This is a genomic window from Clostridium fessum, from assembly GCF_027698965.1.
GTDB classification, from domain to species: Bacteria; Bacillota; Clostridia; order Lachnospirales; family Lachnospiraceae; genus Otoolea; species Otoolea fessa.
In genome coordinates, this window is the sequence record NZ_JAQEQF010000002.1 from 311,459 (window position 1) to 334,767 (window position 23,309).

22 protein-coding genes are annotated in these 23,309 nt (G+C 48.6%); 2 read left to right on the top strand and 20 right to left on the bottom strand.

The genetic code is table 11. From position 1 onward, the window contains the following. Positions 1-109: 109 nt before the first annotated feature. From PG862_RS04105 to PG862_RS04155, 11 genes are all read right to left on the bottom strand, one after another. Positions 110-1,510, bottom strand: coding sequence for a sensor histidine kinase (locus PG862_RS04105; RefSeq protein ID WP_270706601.1), 1,401 nt, complete (start codon positions 1,508-1,510; stop codon positions 110-112). Between the two features lie 7 nt (positions 1,511-1,517). After that, on the bottom strand, positions 1,518-2,246 hold the full coding sequence (locus tag PG862_RS04110) for a response regulator transcription factor (protein ID WP_270706603.1): 729 nt from the start codon (positions 2,244-2,246) through the stop codon (positions 1,518-1,520). Then, positions 2,246-3,919, bottom strand: a complete 1,674-nt coding sequence (locus PG862_RS04115; RefSeq protein WP_270706604.1) for a Na/Pi cotransporter family protein — start codon at positions 3,917-3,919, stop codon at positions 2,246-2,248. The genes PG862_RS04110 and PG862_RS04115 overlap by 1 nt, the downstream gene beginning before the upstream one ends. 166 nt (positions 3,920-4,085) lie before the next feature. Continuing rightward, positions 4,086-5,186 (bottom strand): tRNA dihydrouridine synthase, encoded by a 1,101-nt coding sequence (locus PG862_RS04120; protein ID WP_333563188.1) that lies wholly within the window; start codon positions 5,184-5,186, stop codon positions 4,086-4,088. Between the two features lie 5 nt (positions 5,187-5,191). Beyond that, positions 5,192-5,758 carry a precorrin-6Y C5,15-methyltransferase (decarboxylating) subunit CbiT gene (cbiT, locus tag PG862_RS04125; RefSeq protein WP_118523384.1) on the bottom strand — a complete coding sequence of 189 codons (567 nt, stop codon included), beginning with the start codon at positions 5,756-5,758 and terminating at the stop codon, positions 5,192-5,194. 39 nt (positions 5,759-5,797) lie between these two features. Then, positions 5,798-8,980: a cobyrinate a,c-diamide synthase gene (locus tag PG862_RS04130; protein WP_270706608.1), complete on the bottom strand. Its 3,183-nt coding sequence runs from the start codon at positions 8,978-8,980 to the stop codon at positions 5,798-5,800. Next, complete coding sequence (gene cobJ / locus PG862_RS04135) at positions 8,973-9,656, bottom strand: precorrin-3B C(17)-methyltransferase (protein ID WP_117795792.1); 684 nt, start codon at positions 9,654-9,656, stop codon at positions 8,973-8,975. Before cobJ ends, PG862_RS04130 begins: the two co-directional genes overlap by 8 nt. Positions 9,657-9,685: 29 nt before the next feature. Beyond that, positions 9,686-11,029, bottom strand: a complete 1,344-nt coding sequence (locus PG862_RS04140; RefSeq protein WP_106999979.1) for a cobalt-precorrin 5A hydrolase — start codon at positions 11,027-11,029, stop codon at positions 9,686-9,688. Positions 11,030-11,048: 19 nt separating this feature from the next. Then, on the bottom strand, positions 11,049-11,822 hold the full coding sequence (cobM, locus tag PG862_RS04145; protein WP_022358712.1) for a precorrin-4 C(11)-methyltransferase: 774 nt from the start codon (positions 11,820-11,822) through the stop codon (positions 11,049-11,051). Positions 11,823-11,968: 146 nt separating this feature from the next. Next, a complete protein-coding gene (cbiD, locus tag PG862_RS04150; protein WP_270706609.1) occupies positions 11,969-13,165 on the bottom strand; it encodes a cobalt-precorrin-5B (C(1))-methyltransferase CbiD in 1,197 nt (398 codons plus the stop codon). Positions 13,166-13,488: 323 nt separating this feature from the next. Further along, a complete protein-coding gene (locus tag PG862_RS04155) occupies positions 13,489-13,722 on the bottom strand; it encodes a hypothetical protein (RefSeq protein WP_022358715.1) in 234 nt (77 codons plus the stop codon). Between the two features lie 127 nt (positions 13,723-13,849). Here PG862_RS04155 and PG862_RS04160 point away from each other — a divergent pair, with 127 nt between their 5' ends. Next, a complete protein-coding gene (locus PG862_RS04160) occupies positions 13,850-15,265 on the top strand; it encodes an alanine/glycine:cation symporter family protein (RefSeq protein ID WP_270706610.1) in 1,416 nt (471 codons plus the stop codon). Between the two features lie 67 nt (positions 15,266-15,332). Here PG862_RS04160 and PG862_RS04165 read toward each other — a convergent pair whose 3' ends face one another. Together PG862_RS04165 and PG862_RS04170 are read right to left on the bottom strand one after the other, a co-directional pair. After that, the gene (locus tag PG862_RS04165) at positions 15,333-16,511 is read right to left on the bottom strand and encodes a phosphoribosylaminoimidazolecarboxamide formyltransferase (RefSeq protein WP_022358717.1); all 1,179 of its coding nucleotides are present in this window, start codon (positions 16,509-16,511) and stop codon (positions 15,333-15,335) included. A gap of 300 nt (positions 16,512-16,811) precedes the next feature. Next, positions 16,812-17,525, bottom strand: a complete 714-nt coding sequence (locus PG862_RS04170; RefSeq protein WP_270706611.1) for an IMP cyclohydrolase — start codon at positions 17,523-17,525, stop codon at positions 16,812-16,814. A gap of 566 nt (positions 17,526-18,091) precedes the next feature. Between PG862_RS04170 and upp the strand changes: the two genes are divergently transcribed. After that, complete coding sequence (upp, locus tag PG862_RS04175; protein ID WP_270706612.1) at positions 18,092-18,721, top strand: uracil phosphoribosyltransferase; 630 nt, start codon at positions 18,092-18,094, stop codon at positions 18,719-18,721. A 347-nt stretch (positions 18,722-19,068) separates the two neighbouring features. Here upp and PG862_RS04180 read toward each other — a convergent pair whose 3' ends face one another. From PG862_RS04180 to PG862_RS04210, 7 genes are all read right to left on the bottom strand, one after another. Beyond that, entirely contained in the window at positions 19,069-19,587 is a 519-nt protein-coding gene (locus PG862_RS04180) for a hypothetical protein (RefSeq protein ID WP_270706613.1), read from the bottom strand. 12 nt (positions 19,588-19,599) lie between these two features. Next, a complete protein-coding gene (locus PG862_RS04185; RefSeq protein WP_270706614.1) occupies positions 19,600-20,751 on the bottom strand; it encodes an AAA family ATPase in 1,152 nt (383 codons plus the stop codon). A 97-nt stretch (positions 20,752-20,848) separates the two neighbouring features. Beyond that, a complete protein-coding gene (locus PG862_RS04190; RefSeq protein ID WP_118637182.1) occupies positions 20,849-21,061 on the bottom strand; it encodes a hypothetical protein in 213 nt (70 codons plus the stop codon). Between the two features lie 188 nt (positions 21,062-21,249). Further along, positions 21,250-21,522 carry a hypothetical protein gene (locus tag PG862_RS04195; protein WP_147353135.1) on the bottom strand — a complete coding sequence of 91 codons (273 nt, stop codon included), beginning with the start codon at positions 21,520-21,522 and terminating at the stop codon, positions 21,250-21,252. Between the two features lie 111 nt (positions 21,523-21,633). Continuing rightward, complete coding sequence (locus tag PG862_RS04200) at positions 21,634-22,407, bottom strand: hypothetical protein (RefSeq protein WP_270706615.1); 774 nt, start codon at positions 22,405-22,407, stop codon at positions 21,634-21,636. Between the two features lies 1 nt (position 22,408). Next, the gene (gloA2, locus tag PG862_RS04205; protein ID WP_118490802.1) at positions 22,409-22,792 is read right to left on the bottom strand and encodes an SMU1112c/YaeR family gloxylase I-like metalloprotein; all 384 of its coding nucleotides are present in this window, start codon (positions 22,790-22,792) and stop codon (positions 22,409-22,411) included. A 134-nt stretch (positions 22,793-22,926) separates the two neighbouring features. Continuing rightward, the gene (locus tag PG862_RS04210; RefSeq protein WP_270706617.1) at positions 22,927-23,259 is read right to left on the bottom strand and encodes a hypothetical protein; all 333 of its coding nucleotides are present in this window, start codon (positions 23,257-23,259) and stop codon (positions 22,927-22,929) included. Positions 23,260-23,309 lie beyond the last annotated feature (50 nt).

Consider the following 23,309-nt stretch of genomic DNA (forward strand, 5'->3'; position numbering starts at 1 on the left):
TCACTTTAAAGAGCTGAACTGTTACGCTTTAAAGCAATCATACTACAAACTCCAAAAAGAGTCAACCTAAAATTCCGCTGTTTTTTAGGGAATTCAGGTTGACTCCTTTTTATTTTGCTTCCGCAATCTGCAGTTTCACCGTAAACGTTGAACCTTTTCCGACTTCCGACTCTACCTTCACGCTTCCATGATAAAAATTCACGATATGCTTGACGATCGAAAGACCAAGCCCGGTGCCGCCCTGTTTGCGGCTGCGCCCTTTATCCACCCGGTAAAACCGCTCAAAAATACGGCTCTGGCTCTCCGCCGGGATGCCGACGCCGGTGTCGCGGACCGTCAGTATCATATCCGCGCCCCAGTGCTTGACCTGCACCCAGATTTCGCCGCCCTCGTTGTTGTACTTGACCGCATTTGTCAACAGATTGTTAAACAGCTCCTGCATCTGGCGCAGATCGGCTTGAATCGTGAAATTCTCGCACTCTTTATGGACTGTGATGCCGCGGGACGCCGCCTGCGCGGCAATCGAGGACAGGCTGTCCTCCAAAAGCTCCACCGTGCGGATCGTCACGATATCCGCTTTCGCCCCGCGGGATTCCAGACGGGAGATCATCAAAATATCATCCACCAGGTTCGTCATCCGCATCGCCTCTTTTTTTATGCGTCCCAGAAAATCACGTGCCGTGTCCGGATTCTGCGCCATGCCGCTTTCCAAAAGTTCGACATAACCGCGGATCGAAGTGATCGGCGTTTTCAGCTCATGCGATGCATTGCTGAAAAACTCCTGCCGGATCTGTTTTTCTTTCTCGATGCGCTCCAGATATTTCTTCATATTCCGTGACATCCGCGTCGTCGTGTCCGCAATGACATTGATCTCCTCATACGGGCATTTTTCAAACTGAAAACGCGTGTAGTCGTCATCCATCCGCACCATTTCATTGGAAATTTCCTGCAAAGGGCGCGTGATTGACTGGGAAAACCGTTCCGCCTCCATCACTGACGCAAAAAAAGCTATTCCAAAGCTCAAAAATGCTGCCGGAATCAGCATCAGGATATATTCACCCAGCCCGGTTGAACTGGCAGAAAGGCGCAGTATGTATTTACCGTCCGATGAACATATCGCCGCGTACGCCATCTGCATTCCCAGCGTTCCGGAGCGGCGCACCGAATATCCATAGCCTGTCTCCAGCGCGTCCTTCACTTCCTTGCGCTCCAGATGATTTTCCATCTGATTCACCTGCGGCACTTCCGTATCCGCTACCACCGTGCCATCCATCCGGATCAGCGTATAACGGCTATTATTGTTGTTCGTAAGGTTGCTCAAACCCATCAGCTGTTCTTCCACATTTCCCGTATAATCCAACATACGGTCAACGGATTCCAATGCAAAATGCATGTCCTCCCTTGACCGTTTGAGCAATACACTGCTGGTAACCACCAGAGCGATAAATGTATTCAGAACCAGCGCCAGAAATAACAGATGAATAAATTTCGTCAAAATCGCTTTTCGCATCGTTTCATCACTTTCCCGCTTCTTTTTCCTTTAAAAACCGATAGCCCACGCCGCGCACTGTCTTGATCTGGGCTCCGGCGTCATGCAGCTTCTGCCGGAGTGTCTTGATGTGCATATCCAGCGTTCTCGTCTCCCCATCATAGTCATAGCCCCAGATATGGTCGAGAAGCTCGTCGCGCGTCACCACCCGGTTGATATGTTCCATGAGATATGTTAAAAGTTCAAATTCCTTGAGTGTAAGCTCCGTCCGGTCGCCGCAGGCAATCACCTCACGCGTCTCCCGGTTGATGCTGACTTCACCGATCGTCAGGCTGGAAACCTCCTCTTTTGCAGGTTCCACCCGCTTTAAAAGGTTTCTGACGCGCGCCGAAAGCTCCAGGATACCGAAGGGTTTCGTCATGTAGTCGTCAGCACCGTTGTCAAGTCCCTGTACAATATCCATCTCACGATCCTTTGCCGTCAGCATCAGAACCGGGGCTGCGGCAAAGTCCGGCATCTCCCGGATCTTGCGGATCGCAGCCATGCCGTCCATCCCCGGCAGCATCCAGTCGAATACAAACATCGCCGGATACTCCCGCTGCGCCTCCCTGCCTCTCCGGAGCAGATCCGAGAGGCTGTCAAGCGCTTCCTCTGCCGTCTCAAATCCGCTGGCGCAGTAACCGAAGTTTTCCAGTGCCACGCAGATCAGATTCCGGATATTTTCATCATCCTCAATCACATATATCCGATATTTCATTACTGCATCTCTTCCTTTACGTAGCCAGCTACATTCTTGGCATGATCCGCGATTCTCTCATAATTTGCCAGTGCATCCAGGAAGATAACACCGCCCTCAATCTTGCAGTCTCCATTGGAAAGACGGTTCATATGGTTATCGCGCATCTCCTCTTCCATACTGTCAACCTCTTCCTCCCAGCGGGCAGTCTGACGCACCTTCTGCATATCATGCGCCTGACGCGCCTCCACGGACGCCTCGACCGATTTAAGCGTTGCATCTGCAATCGTCCGCAGCTCTTCCAGCGCCAGATCCGAGAAATCAATATTCACATTCTCAATCCGCTTCTTAGCAAGCTCTGCCAGGTTTTCACAGTGGTCACCGACACGTTCAAGATCACCGATTGTATAATACATATTCTTGACGAGAAGATGCTGTTCATCATTCAAGGAGAGGTTGTTGATCTTTAAGAGATATTCGGTCAGCATTTTCTCCATGCGGTCGATCGTCTCTTCATTTTCAAATACCTGTTCACAAAAATTATCATCTGCATCTATTAAGGCTGCTGTCGCTATTTTTAAGTTGGCAACCGCTACCTTGCCCATGTTGACAACCTCGTTGCACGCCGTCTCAATCGCAAAGGACGGAGTTTCGAGGATACGGTCGTCTAAGTGACGGATCATCTCGGTCTCGACACTGTTTGCCGACCACTCTTTCTCCGTCTCCTTCGGTTTCGGAACAATCACATCCGATGCCTTTACCAGGAAACCGGCAAACGGAAACATAATACAGGTGTTGACAACGTTAAATACCGTATGGAAAATCGAGATTCCCACACTGTCCGCACGCGTCATCGCAAGTTCCGGATTCATCATAAACACGATGTATAAAGCAACGCCAAATACAACTGCACCTGTCACGTTGAACAGAAGATGAATGACCGCCGCACGCTTTGCCGTACGGGTCGTACCGATACAGGATAACAGTGCGGTCGCACAGGTACCAATATTCTGTCCCAATGTGATAAAAACTGCCGACTGCCAGTTTACCATGCCGTTGATCGCCAGCATCTGTAAAATACCGACGGACGCGGAACTACTCTGGATGATTGCGGTAACTGCCAGACCGACTAAAACACCTAAAAGCGGATTCTGTCCCAGTACCCGGAAGGACTCGGAGAAGATCGGCGCATCCCGGTACGGCTCAATCGAACCGGACATGAAAGAAAGACCGATAAACAGGAGTGCGAAACCGATCAGGACTTCGGCACCCTCTTTTTTCTTGTGGCTCTTCGCAAACATCGTGATGAATGCGCCGATACCGAAGAGAACCGGTGCAAAGAACTCTGGCTTTAACACCTCGCCCCACTCACTCATCGACACAATCCAGCTCGTCACAGTCGTACCAATGTTGGCACCCATGATGATGCCGGTCGCCTGCAGAAGATTGATAATTCCGGCATTTACGAAACCAACGACCATAACCGTCGTCGCGGAACTACTCTGAATGATCGCGGTAACGCCCGCGCCCACCAGCACGCCCAGCAAGCGGTTCGAAGTCAGGATCTCAAGCACACGTTGTAAACGGTTGCCCGCAAACTTCTGCAGACCATCCGCCATCGACTCCATTCCATACAGGAACATTCCCAGTCCTCCAATGAACTGAAAGAGTGTTCCCAAAGTACTAATAGACATACATATTCTCCCATCATCTTTTGATCTTTACACATAGTATGTCTTCACTATATCAAATAAATGTAAAAATAACCAGCAGGAAATGTAAAATCTGTGTAAAATCTGATATTCGCAACACTGTACTGCCTGAATGAGAGGATGGTTACAGGACAGCCCGGTACCAATCCTATAGTGCCGGGTTGCGAAAGCCATCTTCCACAAACCGCCCGCTCGCAAACATCGCCTGAACAGCAGCCCGGTAGTCAGACAGCTTCTGTGCCTTCTTAATCCTCTTCAATTCTTTTTCACATCCCGGAAAATGGCACTGGAAATAGTACCAGAGTTCCTTCATTTTAAACAAAGTATTCCGGTCGCCGGACATGATTTCTGCATAACCGGTCAGGAGGCGATCGTGGAACTGCTGGAAGGATTGGAGATGAGTCGAGGATGGCAGATTCCGCACCTCTCCAAAAATCCACGGACTTGCAACCGCCCCACGCCCAAACATCAACGCGGCTAATTTCGTTTTTTTCCGCATTTCGCCTTTGTCAGACGATTCATCTTGTCCTACAATTTCTTCCATGAGCGCAGACGCATCCGCCGCCGAAAAAAGATTTCCATTATAGCTGACCGGGCAGCGGCTCTGCTCCAGCGCATACGCAAATGATTCCATCCGTATTTTCCCCTTATAATAGTCCTCGCGCACTCTCGGATGCACAATCAGTTCTTCCAGCGGATAGTGATTATAGATAGCAAGCAGGCGTGGAAATTCAGACGCTTCTTTCATGCCGATCCGGGTTTTGATCGACAAACGCACCGGCTTTCCATCCGACGCGTGGATTTTTTCCAATCCGTTGCAGACTTCCTCCAGAAACAAGCTCAAATCTTCCGGCTCGGCTAAAAATCCCGCGCCCTTTTTCTTCGTAACCACCGTTCCCGACGGACAGCCCAGGTTCAGATTAACCGTCCTATATCCATACTCCGCCATTTCCTCGCAAACCCACAGAAAATCTTCCGCCGAATGCGTCAGAATCTGCGGGATCAGGCATAATCCCTGATTATGCTCTGGAAGAATATCGTTCCTCTCCCTGGATGTCAGCTTATGACTGGAACCTGGTGCAATGAACGGACTGTAATACCGGTCAACGCCCCCATAAATGACTGCATGCGCCTGCCGAAATACGTATCCCGTGATTCCCTCCATTGGTGCAAAATCTAATTTTACACTCCTTGCATCGTTCGCACTTATACGATTCGCGCCCACTTTTAATGCCTCTGGCTGAATCATTTTCTTCACGCTTCATTTCCTCCCAGTGATATGATATAGATCGGATTCTGCCCTTTCATCAAATGACTGGAACCAATCTTCTCCGCTTTTGCAATCTGCATGGACAGAATCTCCGCCTCTATCCCGCGCTCTTTCAGGTAACTCATAAGCACTGTCAGAGACTCCAGCGCAATCAGGTTGATCACAATCCGGATATCTGGGTTCAAGCGGAACAATTCATCCAGAATCTCGCGCATCTGTCCGGTTGTTCCCCCGATAAATGCCCGATCCGGTCGGTGAACACTTACCTGTGCAAATGTCTCCGGCGCCTTTCCCGGCACGATCGTGACCGCCTCTGTTCTGGCTTTCTCACAATTTGCCCGGATCAGTTCAACCGCCTCTTCCTTATATTCAAACGCACACACATGAATCCCCGGACAGCTTACCGCCGCTTCCACACTGACAGAACCCGTTCCCGCGCCAATGTCCCAGAACTCACAGCCCTCATACAATTCCAGCTTGGACAATGACACGGTCCGCACCTCACTCTTCGTCATCGGGACCTTGCCCCGGATAAACCATTCATCTCGCATTTGCTACTCCCCATTTTCTTGATTCTCATATAAATTCACTCAATTGATATATTTTTGCTGACTCCCTTTGGCACATACATCCAGCCATTTTCGCAAAAAATCTGGACAGGATGCATAATAGAGATGCGGAAATCCGCCAATCTGTCCTCCCTTTTCATGGATGCAGCGCCAGCTTCGGTTTCCGGTCGGTTTGACTGCCTCCCAGTCGGTGCCCGGATCTTCGCTCTCCCAGTAATGGAACTCATGCCCGTGAATTTCCTGACCGGATGAGGTCAGCAGACGCACATAGCCAAACCGGCGCAGGCGGTTCGTCCGGTAAGCGTCAAATGGATAAACGCCAGCCATTTCCCAGTGTTTTCCATCGCTTCCTTCAAGAGTACGGTGTAAATATAAAAATCCACCACATTCCGCCAGAAACGGCATTCCCGCCGCAATCGACCGCCGGATACTCTCACGCATCGCCGCGTTCTTTGCCAGTTCCCGTGCATAATTCTCCGGATAACCACCGCCAAATAAAAGCCCATCCACTCTGTCCGGGATTTTTTTATCCCTCAGTGGACTGAAATAAACCAGCTCCGCCCCCATCTGTTCCAGAAGGCGGAAATTTTCCTGATAGTAGAAGCAGAATGCCTCGTCACGGGCAACACCGATGCGGACGCGCGAGGTGACTTTTTGCTCTTGACATGCTGGGAATTTCGCTATACTTTCCGCCTCCATTGATTCGTTTTCTGCTTTTTCTTTCTCTTTGTTTTCTATCCTCAATGGCAGCATCCCTGCCACTTCCAGCATCCGCTCCACCGCAATCGATTTTTCCATCTGATCTGCCAATCGCCCGATCCGCTCGCGCAGCCGATCGATCTCGCCCGGCAGAAAAAGTCCCAGATGGCGGCTTTCCATGCGGTATTCCTCGGATTCCGGCAGATAACCAAACACCGGAAGCCCCGACGCCTCTTCCACGGCTGCTGCCAGCCGCTCATAATACATCGAAGAAACCCGGTTCAAAATCACTCCGGCAATATGGCTTTTTTTCCGGAAATGTAAAAATCCAGATGCCATTGCTGCCGCCGACAACGATGCGCCCTTACAGTCCAGCACCAGAATCGCCGGCGTGTCTGTGATCTCTGCAATCTCCCAGCTGCTGGCGGACGTTTCTGTTCCGCCCAAGCCGTCATAATAGCCCATGACACCCTCTAAAACTGCGATTCCCGCCTGTTCTTCCCGCACTGCATCCACCAAAACCTTCCGCACGCCTTCCGCTGGCATAAAAAAGCTATCGAGATTTCGCCCAGGAATGCCGAGCACATAGCGGTGAAACATTGGATCGATATAGTCCGGTCCACATTTGCACGCGATCGGATTCAGACCGCGGCGGCGAAGGATTTCAAGCAGTCCGCAGGTCAAAAGAGTTTTTCCACTGCCGCTTTTGGGGGCGGCAAGCATGATGCGTGGACATGCTCTGACAGAAGCCTCATGTGGCAAAAGTTTATCTGCATCATTTTTATATGATTCTGTTACTCGAACATCGGATGGCATTTTTTCTGACACCATTTTCTGTTCATATATCAACTTCTCTACATTTTTTGTTTCTGTATTGTTACCATCTGTAATCTTTTCCTCTTCGTTCTGCCCACGCTTTATTTCATCCGTGACTTCCAGCAGCATCAAGCTCAAATCCGCAAATTCCAATTTTTTCATTTCTTCCGCGGTTCCGCTCCGGATCTGCTCTTCCGGGTACGATAAGTTTTCACCAACCGTCACCTGTACATTTCCATATCCCGCCTGTGTCAGACGTTCACAAAACTGTCCAGCTCCATTTTTGCCGCCCATGAGGATAAACGCACGCTTAGCCGGTTCTTCTGGATCACACAGACGTTTCATCACCCGATCGACAGACAATTCTCTTCCATGTGCGGAATAAATCGCCGCATCTTCCCAGTGCGTCCCCAGGCGTGCCGCCAGATAACTGACACAGGATGTACCCGGATAGACGGTAAATGGATAACCAGCTTCCCGCAGCCGCTCTGCCATCCTGGATGCCCCGCTGAAAAAGCCGGTATCACCCGAATACAGGATGACCGCCTGCTTCCATTCCGGGTGCTTCGATACAATCTGTATCACATCGTCAGGAAGATATGCTTTATAGCACTTCGTTTCTTTTTCCACCGCAGCCGCTGATTCCTGTCTGTTTTCAGCTTTTCCTTCCTTGCTAATCAGCAAATCATTCTGCAGCGCTCTCTCCGCGGATTCCAGCATACGCCCCGCGCCAATCAAGGCGTCACTCTCTCGAATTGCCCGAAGGACTTCCCCTGTCATCTGGGACGGCTGTCCCATGCCAATTCCCGCCAGAATCAAATGTGTTTTTAACTCTCCAACATTCCCCTCATCCGCCTTCTTCAGCACCTCCATTGCCTCTTCCAGCGAAATACCATCCTCCTCCGGTCTGCGGATCACAACCACTCTGGTTCCATTTTCACGCGCCGCTTCCACCTTTTCCTGAAATCCGCCCGCACGCCCGGAATCTTTCGTCAATAGCCACTCCGCTTTTGTCTGTCGGAGAAATAGCGTATTCATTTCGGTGGAAAAAGGTCCCTGCATCGCAATCAGATGGCTGCCAGTTATCCCCAATTTTTCACATTTCTTCAAAACATTCGAAGTTGGAAGCACTCTCGCATACACCCGTTTTTGATAATCTGGTATCTGGCACAGGGCTTCCAGTTCTTTACTGCCGGTTGTGGCAAAAATCACGCCGGAAACAGAAGAAAGAAATGACACTGCCTCCTGAATGGAATCAACCTCGACCCAATCACGTGCTTTGTTTTGTTCGCCCTCTGCGCGCAGGCACCGTTCCAGGCGGACACCGGTCCGTCCGCACGCTTCCTGGATTTCTTCTGAAACAAGTCTGGCATGCGGATGTGTTGCATCGATCACAAGATGAATCCCCTGGTTTCGGATAAATTTTTCCATCTGGTAACGATCCATCCGTCCACGTAAGACTTTTATCACTGAGGATGCCTGAACCGTTTTCAAGTTTTTCTTTGCAAGGCAAGTATTGTGGTTCAAATCTGGATTCCCTGCATTCCCAGATTCCATCAGCTCCTCCTGCAAAAGCTCCTCTCCATACTCCGAAGCCACGCTGACCCACGCCTCAATCTTTTCCCGGCTACAATATTCCGCCAGCAGGCGCCCTTCTGTCGTTCCTCCAAATATCCATATTTTACACATCGCGGTATCCCCTCGGTGTCACCAGACATCCATTTAACATCTGCGTTTCCTTATTTCCAATAAATACGGTCGTAAACATATCCACCGGCGTCTTTTCCAGTTCTGCCAGTGTCAGCAGGTGCACCGCCTCGCCCTCGCGGCCAATATTCTGTACATATCCGCAGGCAGTCTCACCACTTTTATACTCTAAAAGAATCCGGCAGGCACGCTCCAGATAATCGTGGCGTTTCCGGCTGGATGGATTGTAGAGGCAGATAATAAAATCCGCTTCCGCCGCTGCACGCAGCCTTTTTTCGATCACTTCCATCGGCGTCAGAAGGTCACTCAGGCTGATCACCGCAAAATCATGTCCCAACGGTGCACCGAGAATGGCTCCGCCTCCCAGCGCTGCCGTCACTCCTGGAATTACTTCCACGTTCACATCCGGGTACGCCTCTGCCATCTGCAGCACCAGCCCCGCCATGCCATAGACGCCGCTGTCCCCACTGCAGATCATTGCTGTTTTCCGACCATCCTGCGCCGCTTTTAATGCCATCTCACAGCGTTCCTTTTCCTGGCGCATCGGCGTTGTCAGAAATTCCGCCTGTGGATAAAATTCTTTTACCAGGTCCACGTATACCGTATAACCGATGATCACCTGGCTTTCCCGCAAAATGCGGTCTGCCCGGACCGTCATCTGTTCTCTCGCCCCCGGTCCAATTCCGATCACGTATAATTTTTTTTCTTCCACTGCTGCCTCCTTACTTGCTCCGATGCCGGAACCGCTACTGCTGCCGTCACACCGTTAAACGCCATTTTCTGTACTCTCAGATCAATCGCAGGCAGATTTTTCTCATCCATCTCCCGTTCCCGGTAAATCCGGCGCACCCCCATGACGGCTGCACGCTCACAAACATTTCCTACCCCTACTGTCTTCCGCACAAACGGCGATTCTGCAAACTTCGTACCGGCACTTTCCAGCTCTTCCGGGGTAAAACTCCACAGTTCCACATCCCACTCCTTCGCAAGCGCCAGAAATGCCATCTCATTTTTCTTCCGATCTACCGTTGCAATCGCCCGCACCGCACTTTTATCAATCATCGCCCGAGAAAGTGCCACTCTTGCCATCTCCCGGACAGCATTCAGGGACGAATCCCGGCGGCATCCCATTCCAAGAACAACCGTTCGCGGATACAGGCGCAGAAGTTCCGGCGTACCTGATTCATTTTCCGACTCATAACTTTGCTCTTTCTTCTGCTCACTTTTCTGCCCAGGCGATCCTATATCGGATTTTCCGACAGACATATCTATCTCAGCCGCCTTCGCCGAATCGCCGGTTTCCACTGCCACTACCGCCGCTGCTTTGACTGCATCCCGCTGTTCCTTCTTCTCCTGCAGCCCAATCACCATATCCCGGCGCACCAGAGACGCTGGGGCATTTTTCGGGCATCCGCCCTGTTTCAGCGTCACATAGATGTTTTCCTTCTGCCATACGCCCGGAGTAATCTCTGCCGGAACGATTCCATCTACTGGATAATCACTGAAAAAGCCAATTTTTTCACCGCGCAGCTCCGCCGCGGAGATTTGTTTCGCCAGTTCCCGATCACTAATCACCAGCTCATTTTCCGCTGCAAATACATCAACTGCAAATGCCTGCCGCAGATCCGTTGCCGTCGTAATTACCGGTTCTGCCCCCAGAATCTGCGCCGCTGCCTCTGCCAGTTCATTGCATCCGCCCACATGTCCAGACAAAATCGGGATCGCATAACGTCCCTGCTCATCGATCACCAGCACCGCCGGATCTTTCAGCTTATCCTGCACCCACGGCGCAATCAAACGGACTGCAATCCCCGCCGCCCCGACAAACAAAATTGCTTCCTTCTCCTGAAATGCTTCCTTGACCACCTGTTTCAGCGGTTTCGAATGTTCGGATCCTGTATAATCTAAAAAGTCAAACGCCTCTTCCATCTGCTGGCTTAATTTCTCCAGCAGGCGCGTCGCCGTCTCTTTTCCCTGTGCAGTAAAGCAAATGCAGATACCGTTCCTGACCCGAAGTTTCAACTGCTCCATTTATAACAATCCCTTTCTATTACTCATATACAAAACCATCCGTCCCCTGACGGAATTCAGTTGTGAATTCTGGCGCATATAAACGTGAACGCTCGTATCCCGCCTGGGCAGTCACATCCCCGACGATAATCAGAGCTGTTTTTTTGATATTTTCCCGCTCTGCCGCCTCTGCAAGCGTGGCAACCGTGCAGACAACCCGCTTTTCATCCGGCCAGGTCGCTTTGTACACGATCGCCGCCGGCGTGTCCGCCTCATATCCGCCCTTTATCAGCTCTTCCGAAAGCTTCTTCAGCATTCCCGTGCTTAAAAATATAACCATAGTCGCATGATGCGCTGCAAACGACGCGATGCTCTCCCTCTCCGGCACCGGCGTCCGCCCCGCCATCCGGGTGATAATCACGCTCTGCGAAACGCCCGGCAAGGTATATTCCAGATTCAATGCAGATGCCGCGCCGCAGAAAGAGCTGACGCCCGGGCATACCTTATAAGAGATATTTAACTTGTCCAGCTCGTCCATCTGTTCCCGGATCGCACCATACACGCAGGGGTCGCCCGTGTGAAGCCGTACCGTCATCTTACCCGTCGATTCCGCTTCTTGGATCTTTTCGACCACTTCTTCCAGCGTCATTTTCGCACTGTCATAGACAACGGCTGATTCTTTTTTATAATCCAAAAGCTCTGGATTGACCAGAGAACCTGCGTAAATAATCTGGTCTGCCTGATTCAAAAGGCGTGCTCCCCGCACTGTGATTAAATCTGGCGCTCCCGAACCAGCTCCGACGAAATATACCATATATGTGATTTCTCCTTTTTTATTTAATATTCGAATCTCAACTTTTCGTAATTTACGATTATTCTATCTATCATTACTTCCATGTTTAGCATATATAAAACACGGAAGACTTTTTTTCATAGAGATATTTCTATATCTTATTAATTTTAATATTTAATATCTTCTTCCACGCCTCTCTCCATCTCCAGCAGCTCCCGCACATACGCATCCGCCCCAGCTGTCCGCGCCATCAGTCCATAATTGTTCGAAAATAGCATTACCTCTGTCTGAACGCCGCTCTCTTCTTCCAATACCGCTTTGACCTGATTCGCCACCTGCTCCATGACCTGTTTCAGATATCCATGTTCATATAGGAAATCTGCCGCTTCCTCAGTCGTATTCATCGGCAGCAGGGCATCTGCCTCCGGAAATCCAACGGTCCGCGCGCATGCAGACAAAATCTCCATCCGCCTGTCACCATACCGGGAATGTGTATTCATCACACCACCTGCCACTTTGACCAGTTTTCCAACATGCCCTGCCAAAAGCGCCTGGTGAATTCCTTCCTGTGAAAGCATTTTAAAGCTGGTCCCGATAAAATTACTGCACTTGATGAAATTTTCCATCGAAAGCCCGGTTTCTTCTTTTAAAAATCGTTCTCCATAATTGCCTGGCGCCACTGCCAGCAGCGAAACATCCTCCTGAGCGTGCACCCGGATATCCAGCCGGATCGTCTCAACCAATGCTGCCTCACTCATCGGGTTCACAATCCCAGTTGTTCCAAGCACCGAGATACCACCGATGATCCCCAGATGCGGGTTAAACGTTTTCTCCGCCAGCTCCCGCCCGGCAGGGATAGAAATCTCAATCCGCAAAGGTAACTCCGGCATGCCCGCCTCCCGGCGTGCCAGAGCCGCCTCCCGGAAAATAGCCGTCCGCGGTACCGGGTTGATCGCGTAATGCCCCACCGGACACGAAAGACCGTCCCGCGTCACCATGCCGATGCCCTCGCCGCCGGTTACCTCAATTCCCGGATACGCCGGGTCTGTGTAACCGCTTTCAGTTATGCTATCATGACAAGCCAGGACGGCCCGTGCACAAACCAATGTCCCATTCGTCACATCCGGATCGTCACCGGAGTCCTTCTGTACACCGCATACTGCGCTATCTTCCTCCCGCTCTGCCCGGACAATCGGCAGAATCGCCCGGACGCCGGAAGGTGTCACTGTCTCTGCCGCCGCAGGTGCTTCCCCTGTGCAGAGAAACAACACCGCCGCCCGCGTACACGCCGCCGCGCAGGTTCCGGTCGTAAATCCGGTTCGAAGTTCCTTTTTTTCATCTGTCTGTTTCTTTTCCGTCTCCATCTGCCTCCCTGTATGCCATTTTCTGCCTGAAGATTCTTCTGTCCATTATAGGAGATTTACACCCGACTTTCAACTTATTACTATTTATCTTTATTTAAAATTCCAGTAACAATCCCTCATTTTCCCCTTGCACTTTCCTCAACTGTGCGGTACAATACGGAATATAAATAAGTAGATTTAATTACATATTCAAGAAATAGTTATTATAAATGTGCAAGGACAGCTAACATGTAAATATAAAAAACCGGAAAGATCTTCTCTTTCCGGCATTTTAAGTCTCACACACTTTAAAACAATACAGTTTTAAACAACAACGTGAAACATTATTTGGTACGGACAACCAGATGGGCATTGACATACTCCCAGGAGTATGTGCCCGCTTTGCCGCCGTCCTCAATGAAAAATGGAGTTACCATCTTGTAACCTTCATCCATCATCATGGTTGCAGCTTCCAGACATGATTCCTCTTCGTTTTCAAAATCAACATTAATGCATGGATTCTCTTCCATGGAAGGATTGTCCTCATTCGGATCTAAATGTGCAATTGCGTACTGCATATGAATTCTCCTTTTCCTATGATACTGAGAGTCTGAAAACTCCCTGCCACTCATTATAACTATCTTTCAATCAAGCGTCAAGCACCTGCTGGCGCACCTTTACTATATAAAATTTTGAGGTGAAAACATGAACACAATTATCAATTTAATCGAAAAAACCTACTATTTCCTCTGGGGTGACTGGATTCATCTGCCGCTTCCTGGCGGAACAACCATCAACCTGCCACTTCTGGTTCTTCTGCTCGTCCCGACCGGTATCTTCTGTACTATCCAGACGCGGTTCCTGCAGATCCGAATGCTTCCGGATATGCTGCGCGCGCTGCTGGAAAAGGCCGAAACCGGACACAAAGGTGGCTCTCTCTCCGCACTCCAGGCACTGATCGTGTCAACTGCGACCCGCGTTGGTATGGGAAATCTTGTCGGTATCGTTGCCGCTCTCTCCGCCGGAGGCGCCGGTGCGTTGTTCTGGATGTGGGTAACCGCGCTGCTTGGTTCGGCAACCGCTTTCATCGAGGCGACCTTAGCCCAGCTTCACAAACAGCCGGATCCGCTCTACGGCGGTTACCGCGGCGGTCCTGCTTACTACATTCACGACTGGATCAACAGCAAACGCCAGAAACAGGGAACGTCGGTTTCGAAGAAAAATCTTCTCTCCGTACTGTTTGCGCTCTCCGGTCTGATCTGCTGGTTCGGTATCAGCCAGGTCATCAGTAATTCCGTGACCTCTTCTTTTAAGAATGCATTCGGCATCCCGCCGATCTACTCATGCTTGTTTTTAGTTCTCCTTGCGGCAGTCATCGTTCTTCGGAAAAATGCCTCCGTCAGGGTTCTGGATCTGCTGGTTCCGATCATGGCAGGCATTTACATTATCCTGACCCTGTTTTTAATTATCGTGAACTTCCGCCAGCTTCCAGGCGTTTTTGCCCGCGTTTTTGAGGAAGCACTCGGTCTGCGCCAGGCAATCGCAGGCGGCTTCGGCGCCGTATTGATGAACGGTGTCAAACGGGGACTTTTCTCCAATGAAGCAGGAAGCGGTTCCGCCCCGTGTGCGGCAGCGACGGCAGAAACCTCCCATCCTGCCAAAGTCGGACTGATGCAAGCGATGGGCGTTTTCATCGACACGCTTCTCTGCACCTGTACAGCCATGATCATGCTGCTGGTCCCGGCTGATAAAATCTCCGGTCTGGAGGGCATGGATCTGCTGCAGGCGGCGATGAGCTGGCATTTCGGGGAATTAGGCGTCATTTTCATAGCCGTAATCCTGTGGCTGTTCAGTTTCACTACCTTCATCGGCATCCTCTTCTACGCCCGCTCCAATGTGAGCTACCTCTTCGGAGACACCTGGGCCGCCCAGACGGCGTACAAGATTCTCGCCCTGATCATGATGTTTGTCGGCGGACTGACCGCCTACACCTTTGTCTGGGATCTCGGTGATGTCGGTGTCGGTCTGATGACCGTCTTCAACCTGATCGCGCTGATTCCGATGTCGAAAGAAGCGCTTGTAAGCCTGCGGGATTATGAGGCAAAATATAAGAAATCATAGCCACTTTATTTCGAAATAAAAAGGGCGTGTGAAAAAAAACGAGAGTTTTTTCACACGCCCTTTTTCATTAATGATGGAACAGACGAATTCCCGTAAATGCCATTACAATGCCATATTTATTGCAAACCTCGATTACATTGTCATCACGAACCGATCCGCCCGGCTGTGCGATGTACTGAACGCCGCTCTTGTGCGCGCGCTCAATGTTGTCGCCAAATGGGAAGAATGCATCAGAACCAATGGTTACACCCTTCATGCCGTCCAGCCATGCGCGTTTTTCCTCACGGGTAAATACCGGCGGTTTTACCTTGAAAGTTTTCTGCCATGCGCCCTCTTCCAGCACATCCATATATTCTTCTCCGATATAAACATCGATCGCATTGTCGCGGTCTGCACGCTTGATTCCATCCACAAACTGAAGATTTAACACCTGCGGAGATTGGCGCAGATACCAGTTGTCGGCTTTCTGACCTGCCAGACGGGTACAATGTACACGGGACTGCTGACCTGCGCCGATACCGATCGCCTGTCCATCCTTCACGTAGCAGACAGAGTTGGACTGTGTATATTTCAGGGTAATCAAAGATACGATCATGTCGATCTTCGCGTTATCCGGCAGCTCTTTATTCTCAGTCACGATATTCTCCAGCAGCTCACGGTTGATTGTCAGATTATTTCTACCCTGCTCAAAGGTCACGCCAAATACCTGTTTGCGCTCCACCGGAGCCGGTACATAATCCGGATCGATTTCAATGACATTGTACTTGCCATTTTTCTTTGATTCCAGAATCTCCAGCGCCTCCTTGGTATATCCCGGAGCAATCACGCCATCCGATACCTCTCTCTTGATGATGCGCGCCGTATCTGCATCACAGACATCCGACAAAGAAATAAAATCGCCGAAGGAAGACATGCGGTCTGCACCTCGTGCTCTGGCATATGCACACGCAAGCGGAGATAAGTCTCCCATATCATCGACCCAGTAAATCTTACGCATCGTCTCGTCTAACGGAAGTCCTACCGCTGCACCTGCCGGCGAAACGTGCTTAAAAGAAGTTGCCGCCGGAAGCCCAGTTGCCTCTTTCAGTTCTCTTACCAGCTGCCAGCCATTGAACGCATCCAGGAAATTGATATATCCCGGTTTGCCGCAAAGTACCTTGATTGGAAGCTCACTGCCGTCCGCCATAAAAATGCGGGACGGTTTCTGGTTCGGGTTGCATCCATATTTTAACTCAAGTTCGTTCATCTTCATTCCTCCTGTATACCCATTTAAACGCATGATTCAAATGCTGTTTCAAGTCGAACGTCCGTGAGACTTGGCGCGTGATTCTGGTCAGCGAAGCTGACATATTCTTTACAGAATCACTGCGCATCCTCGCGGAGCGTTTATCTCAGTCGAAGAATGGACTCCCACTGAGACAAACTTGCTATTACTCACCACCTGAAGAGGTGGGAGTCTTCTCGACTGAGATAAACAATTTTGTTTCTGACCTGTTTTCATTTTCAGACGGTTTTTGACTTTTTTTAACTATTTTCCAGTCTGTTCCTACTTATTTTTATTAATGATCTTCGTCTGCGTTTCTCTGGTCGCAATATCAATATAGCGCACAAATAGAGATACCTTATTATCCGGGTTCAGATTCTCCCAGAGTGTCGCTGCAAACTCATCCAGGCTGTCCGGAATCTCGATCTTTTTCGGCTCGCCCTCGAAGCTCGGAAGCGGATTGCCGTCGTGCATATAGGTGTGGATGAAATGTCCCTCGCCTGCAACCGGATTCTCATACGCATATGTATAACGATGGCAGGAATCCGGATTGCCGTCGTTGGATTTCAGAATCGACATCGCATAGTTGTAACCGCCATCCTCGATATGCAGGATACCGGAAATACGAGGCGTGTAGTTCGGCGCATCCGGCTCGAACTCGCGGCTTCTGAGGGACTGCTCAAAGGTCATCTGACGGTCCATTCCCTCATAAATCGTATCCGTCTGATCGCCGTTGGTCACGATCGTTTTATTTCCCAGCACACGGACCGGTGCATAGATAATCAGGCTCGGATCTTCCAGCTTCGCCGGGTCAAATGCCTGTGTGCGGATGCCCTCACCTTCTTCTACAAACACACGGTTGCGGCTGTTCTCGCTTCTTCCCATGATAAAGTACGCCGTAACCGCCTTCTTTCCGTCCGGCGTCCGTCCAATGATAATTCCGCGTCCCGGATAAGAATTGTTTTTCAGTTCCTCTGCTATCGATACAGTCTTCATAATGGCAAAGCTTCCTCCTTCATTGTGGTGCAATAATTCACTACTTTATATTTTACCACATTCTTTTTTCATTTCCAGTTAGATTTATTGAATTGTTTTCAGAAGTATTACTTATATATAGCACAGGTATTATTTTTTGTTCTAATAAACATATAAAAGCACCTGCATTCTTTTGCAAATGCTCTGCACTACTTCACGACAAACCGCGTTACTGTTCACGCATACGTGCCCAGTAACGGAATTTGCCGTGGCTTCGCATTTAAATACGGCAAATTCCTGCTGCCACCACGTTTTCTTACGGCACTTTCGGTTCCAAAAGTGCCTACCCGTGAACAGTCACATCAAAACTTACATTATCAAAATACATCATAAAACAGACTGTTCAATCTGTACAATTCGGTGTATAATTAAGGAAAATATGCCATCAGGGCGATACATTTCATATATGTATACAGATTTTAGGAAATGACGGCATGAAGATAGCACAAAACTCGCAAGCGGTCTGCGCTATGCACCGTTACGAAAAACGTTCATCATCAAAATTCAAGAAAAGGCAGGTTATGAATATGAAAAATGTAACAATTCTCGACCACCCGTTAATTCAGCACAAGATCTCCATTCTCCGCAACAAAAACACCGGAACCAATGAATTCCGTTCCCTGATCGACGAGATTGCGATGCTGATGGGCTATGAAGCGCTGCGCGATCTTCCGCTGGAGGATCAGGAAGTAGAAACTCCGATCGAAACCTGCAGCACTCCGATGCTGGCTGGTAAAAAACTTGCCGTTGTCCCGATCTTACGTGCCGGTCTCGGTATGGTAAATGGTATTCTGGCACTCGTTCCGTCCGCAAAGGTTGGTCACATCGGACTCTACCGCGACGAGACAACCCATGAGCCGCACGAATACTACTGCAAGCTGCCAACCCCGATCGAACTGCGTACCATCGTTGTCACCGACCCGATGCTGGCAACCGGCGGTTCCGCAGTGGAGGCAATCGACTTTATCAAAGCACGCGGCGGAAAGAACATCAAATTCATGGCAATCATCGCTGCTCCGGAAGGATTAAAGAGACTTCATGAGGCACATCCGGATGTCCAGATCTATGTCGGTCATGTAGATCGCTGCCTGAACGAAAACGCTTACATCTGCCCAGGTCTGGGGGATGCAGGGGATCGGATTTTTGGTACGAAATAAATCAGAGTTGCCAACCTTCTCGGCATATCAGCAGACGACCTTCTCGTAGACAGTCTGACACACTCGGCTTCCACTGCCGATTCCGAGATTCACCGTCTGCTTTTGGACTGCAACACACTTGAGCAGGAGATTCTCACCCGAATGGTAAAGGAACTGAAAGCGATTTTATACGGATTGGGAGTATGATTTTGTAACCCGTTGACCACATAACACAAAAACCCGCATAAGCCACAACTGCACTTCGGAGCATGCCGGGGTGCTGTCTGTGGTTCATGCGGGATGAGGCAAAAAAAGAAGCCCACCAGCGTACTATGTAGGATTTACACGGTACACCAGTGGGCAAATCTTTATTTTAACAGATCTGATAAACTATATTCACCTTTAGGAATATTTGCGGTTCTACGGTACTCTTTTATTGCATTAACTAATGTCAGTGGATTACTAAAATAATCTTTTACAAAATCATACGATTTCACATTATGCATACGAAGATCTGATTTACAGAATTCACTCGTTTTCTTTCCTGAACGCTTAAATCGCTCATAAGCTCCTTCGCTATGAATAATCAGCATCTCTATCTCCGGAGCAGTAATAACATTGATCACATCAACCTTCTTCTCATAGGCTTTGCTAAGCCTAAACTCTTCTCTCCGAGAGTCAAGAATCCTTATAACAGAAATCTGATCTTTAAATCCTTTACGTAAGAAGCGTTCCTCAAATGTCTTAGCACTCCTGCAGCGAATAACATTTTCTTCAAGCATATCTTCTCTTGTAAAAATCAAAAGATTATTATCCACTAGAACATCAATAATTGCAGCTTCTGCTGATCCTTCACATACACACGCTATATATGGTGCTAACTTCATCCTACCGCCCCCTTATTTAATTGAAGCGGCCAGATTTTTCTTCAAACGCATATATGCTTCATACGCTGGAGTTGTTCCTTCCAGAAATCCGCTTTGATATGCATCGCTCTTCTTAATGTCATTGCGCTTTAGAATATAGCTCAAGTTTTCCACTGTAATGCCATTTCGATTTCTTACGATACAAATTCCATCATTTCGGTCATATTCATCCAGCAGTTCCGGATAATGCGTTGTAAAAATCAGCGTTCCGCCTCTCTTGTTAAGTCGGCTATCCATGAAGAAACGCATCAGAGTCGTTACAATTTCTTTATTAAAATGATTTTCAATTTCATCTACCAGAAGGTATCCTCCAGATTGAAGAACCTCTTTCACCATCGAAAATGTAATAATGCCCTTAATTGTACCAAAAGACAAATACTGCTCAAGATCTACCGCATTATTCAAGATAATCTCATCTTCATCTCTAAATTTCAGATGAATAAATGTTTTTCCTTCCGCCTGCTCAAAACATAGCTTCTCGATAGTCGGATCAAGAAAAGTAATTACTTCCAGCGGAATATCTTCTGTAAAAGGCAAAACATTCACATTCGTATATGAAAGAAGGCTAAACACCTCAACGGTGTCATTTACCTTTTTATTATGAGCGATAATAAAGCTGACATCATCTGAAAGGTAAGCTTCATTACTATTACGTGTGTCAACAGGCTCTATTCCATCGAAATCCGTCAAATATTTTTTCGACTTAACGCCTGCAATCGGCTTTTCCCATAGTCTTTCAGACAAGATTGAATACACATACTCGCCTGTCTTTACCTTTTTCGCTGTAATCACGGTTTCAAGACAGCAGATATATTTGCGCTTATCATAAAAGTATGTGCGAATCGCAGCTTTCTCTGACCCTCCAAGAATGGTTTTTGCCTCCACATGATTGATTGGCTCATTCTTTATAATGTTCAGTGCTAAATTTATGACTTTCAGCACAGAGGTTTTGCCAGAAGCATTGATTCCAATAAACGCACATGCAGAATGAAGGTAATAGTTGTCAATCAGATTATACAGATTATTCCTGTCATCTTCACTCACACGCTGCTGAGTGTAAAAGCAAATATCCATGTCTTCCTTAAACAACGGAAGCCCTTGTGCTGTAATACGAAGTATTTTCATGTACCACTCTCCCTTTCAAAAACGGATTTCACGTTTTTATTTTCCATCAAGTTCATTATACTCTATTTCTCAGAAATTATCAACGCCTTTCTCGTTTTTATTTTCTGTATTTCAAACTCCGATACGCATCCAGCACGAACTCCAAAAACTGGGGACTCATCTGCTCCAACATGCTCTTTCCATCCACATTCCCCAACATGGTCACACCCGCTTTTGACAGGTCATCTTCTCTCTTCCCCAACTCGTCTGCCACGGCCGCATCGATGAACGCCGCGAACTTTGCTCCGTCAACATTGCTTTGTACCGGCATCGGTGCACTTGACGAATAAAAATGAAATAGAGGAATTGCTCAGAATACGGGCAGAAGATAATAACTGACCAGCGCCCCAATGTGTATCACACACAGCGAGGGCTTTTTTGAACTCCAGAAGTTCTTTTTATTTCCGTTACAAACTATATACTTCCATCATAAGCCGTATCCCGACTTTCAGACCTTCCTCAAAAGCAGTCTTCTCCCATGCACAGCACACTGTTCCCTGCCGGTCCATAATCTTCTCCCAGAGGGGAATCTTTATCTCCGACATAGTCATCTACGAGCCTATTCATACCTTCCAAGCCACGCAGCCACTCTTCCAGTTCCTTTTCCTTGACCTTTGCGGTTTTCCCGGCAACTGTGTTTTTCTCTACTGGATTATTCTCCGTGTAATGTTCGTAGATCAGATCAAGCAGATTCTCCACTGGCGGATAATACTCTGGTTCCGTTTTCCTCAAATACTCCTCCAGCATTTTCTTCAATTTTTCTATAATGCTACCATCCTTCCCAACTGAGATTCACATCCCCAGTTATGGCACATATTACCGTAGACTTCTGTACATAGCAACCTATTTTTTGCGGTTTTTCGGATGCCCCATCTTCTCCTTTACTTCATCCGGCACATCGATCAGCCCGAACCGATAGAATATCCCATAAATGTAAGTCACGCCCCGGATATCGCCCAGAGCTTTCGGGCGGTCTACCACTTCTCCTTTAATATTCTTCAGCGCCAGCAGCACTGAACTCCACGCTAGACTTTTACTCTTCTCCTGGCGGTCGATCCACAGCTCTTTTGTGTACTCACCGTTCCTGCCTTTTTTAATTTCGTAAGAGAATGGCAATCCAGAGTATGTTTTAAATCCTACCCCGGCATAGGACACAACCATGCCCCAGAAGTTTTCTTCTGTCGGATCACCCCTCCACCGCTTCATTGCTCTGTATCTCCGCTGCCGCTCTGCTCCGACACTGATCTTCCCTTTTTCTGCTGTGCTTGGGAAGTACACACCTTTCCGATATGGCAGGTACGAGGTGACGGAGGCTTTGGAAAGTTTCAGAGTGTTTGCAGTTGAGAGTATGGAGGTTTTGTAGTCTTGTGTTTCACGGTATTCTTGAAAGGTAGCTTGCACCTTCTCCGCCACTTCAGATTCATACACACCGGCCGTGATGAGCAGCTTTCTTACTTTGATTGGATTTAATCCCAGTTCTTCGCCGATGGCCTGCAAGGACATCTGAGAATCATAAAGTGCCACAGCACTTTCCATCTGCTCTTTCAGATTTTTCCCAGCATCGTACTCTGGCTTCAACTTCTTCCGGCCACCGCCTGGTTTTCTTGTTTTCTTCATTTTACTCATGCAGCTCCAACGGCAGTCCGTCCGGGTCATGGAAGAAAGTCATCTTCTTGCCGGTGTAATCATCCACACGAATTGGCTCACATTCAATTCCTACCTCTGCCAACTCATTCACTGTCTGCTCCACGCTCTCCACACAAAATGCAAAGTGACGCAGCCCACAGGCCTCCGGGCGGTTCACACGCTTCGGCGGGTTTTCTTCTGCAAAAATCTCCAGCTCTATGTGTTCGTTAACACGCAGATCCAGCTTCCAGTCTTTACGCTCTGGGCGATAGTTTTCTCTGATGACAGAGAATCCCAGCTTGTTCACATAGAAATCCTTAGCTGCTTCGTAGTCAGATACGATGATTGCAATATGATGTATTTTTGATAAATTCATTTTATGTCACACTCCATTTCTTTTATTTCCGTTATAAACTATATAGCGACCTTCAAAAAAACCGTGTGCGCTTTCCAGCTCCCGGAGGAGCCTGTGTTCCTCACACGGCATTTATTTTCTCTTGGATTCTTGTTTTATTTCAGTTTTTCCAGAATCTCATCAGCGCTCATACCGCTGGCTAATAATCTCTTAACCACACTCTCGGCTTCAGCCTTCTTAGCTTCTTCAGCAGCCTTAGCATCTGCCTTTGCCTTCTTCGCTTCCAGGGATGCCACTTCTTTTTCGGCCTTCTTCAAAGCAGTCTTCTTCTCCTTCAAATCAGCCTTCAAAGTGTCAATGTTAGCGGTGATGGAAGCGATCTCAGTATTTAGAGATGCAACAGTCTCCTGCTTCTCTGCGATCTGGGATGCGTAGTCTTTGGTGGTATTGATTTTGGGACGGTTTTTGCTACCTTTGGTTCTGGGCATAGGTGATAACCTCTTTCTTTTTTTAATGTTTTAAGTATAGCACTGCAGAA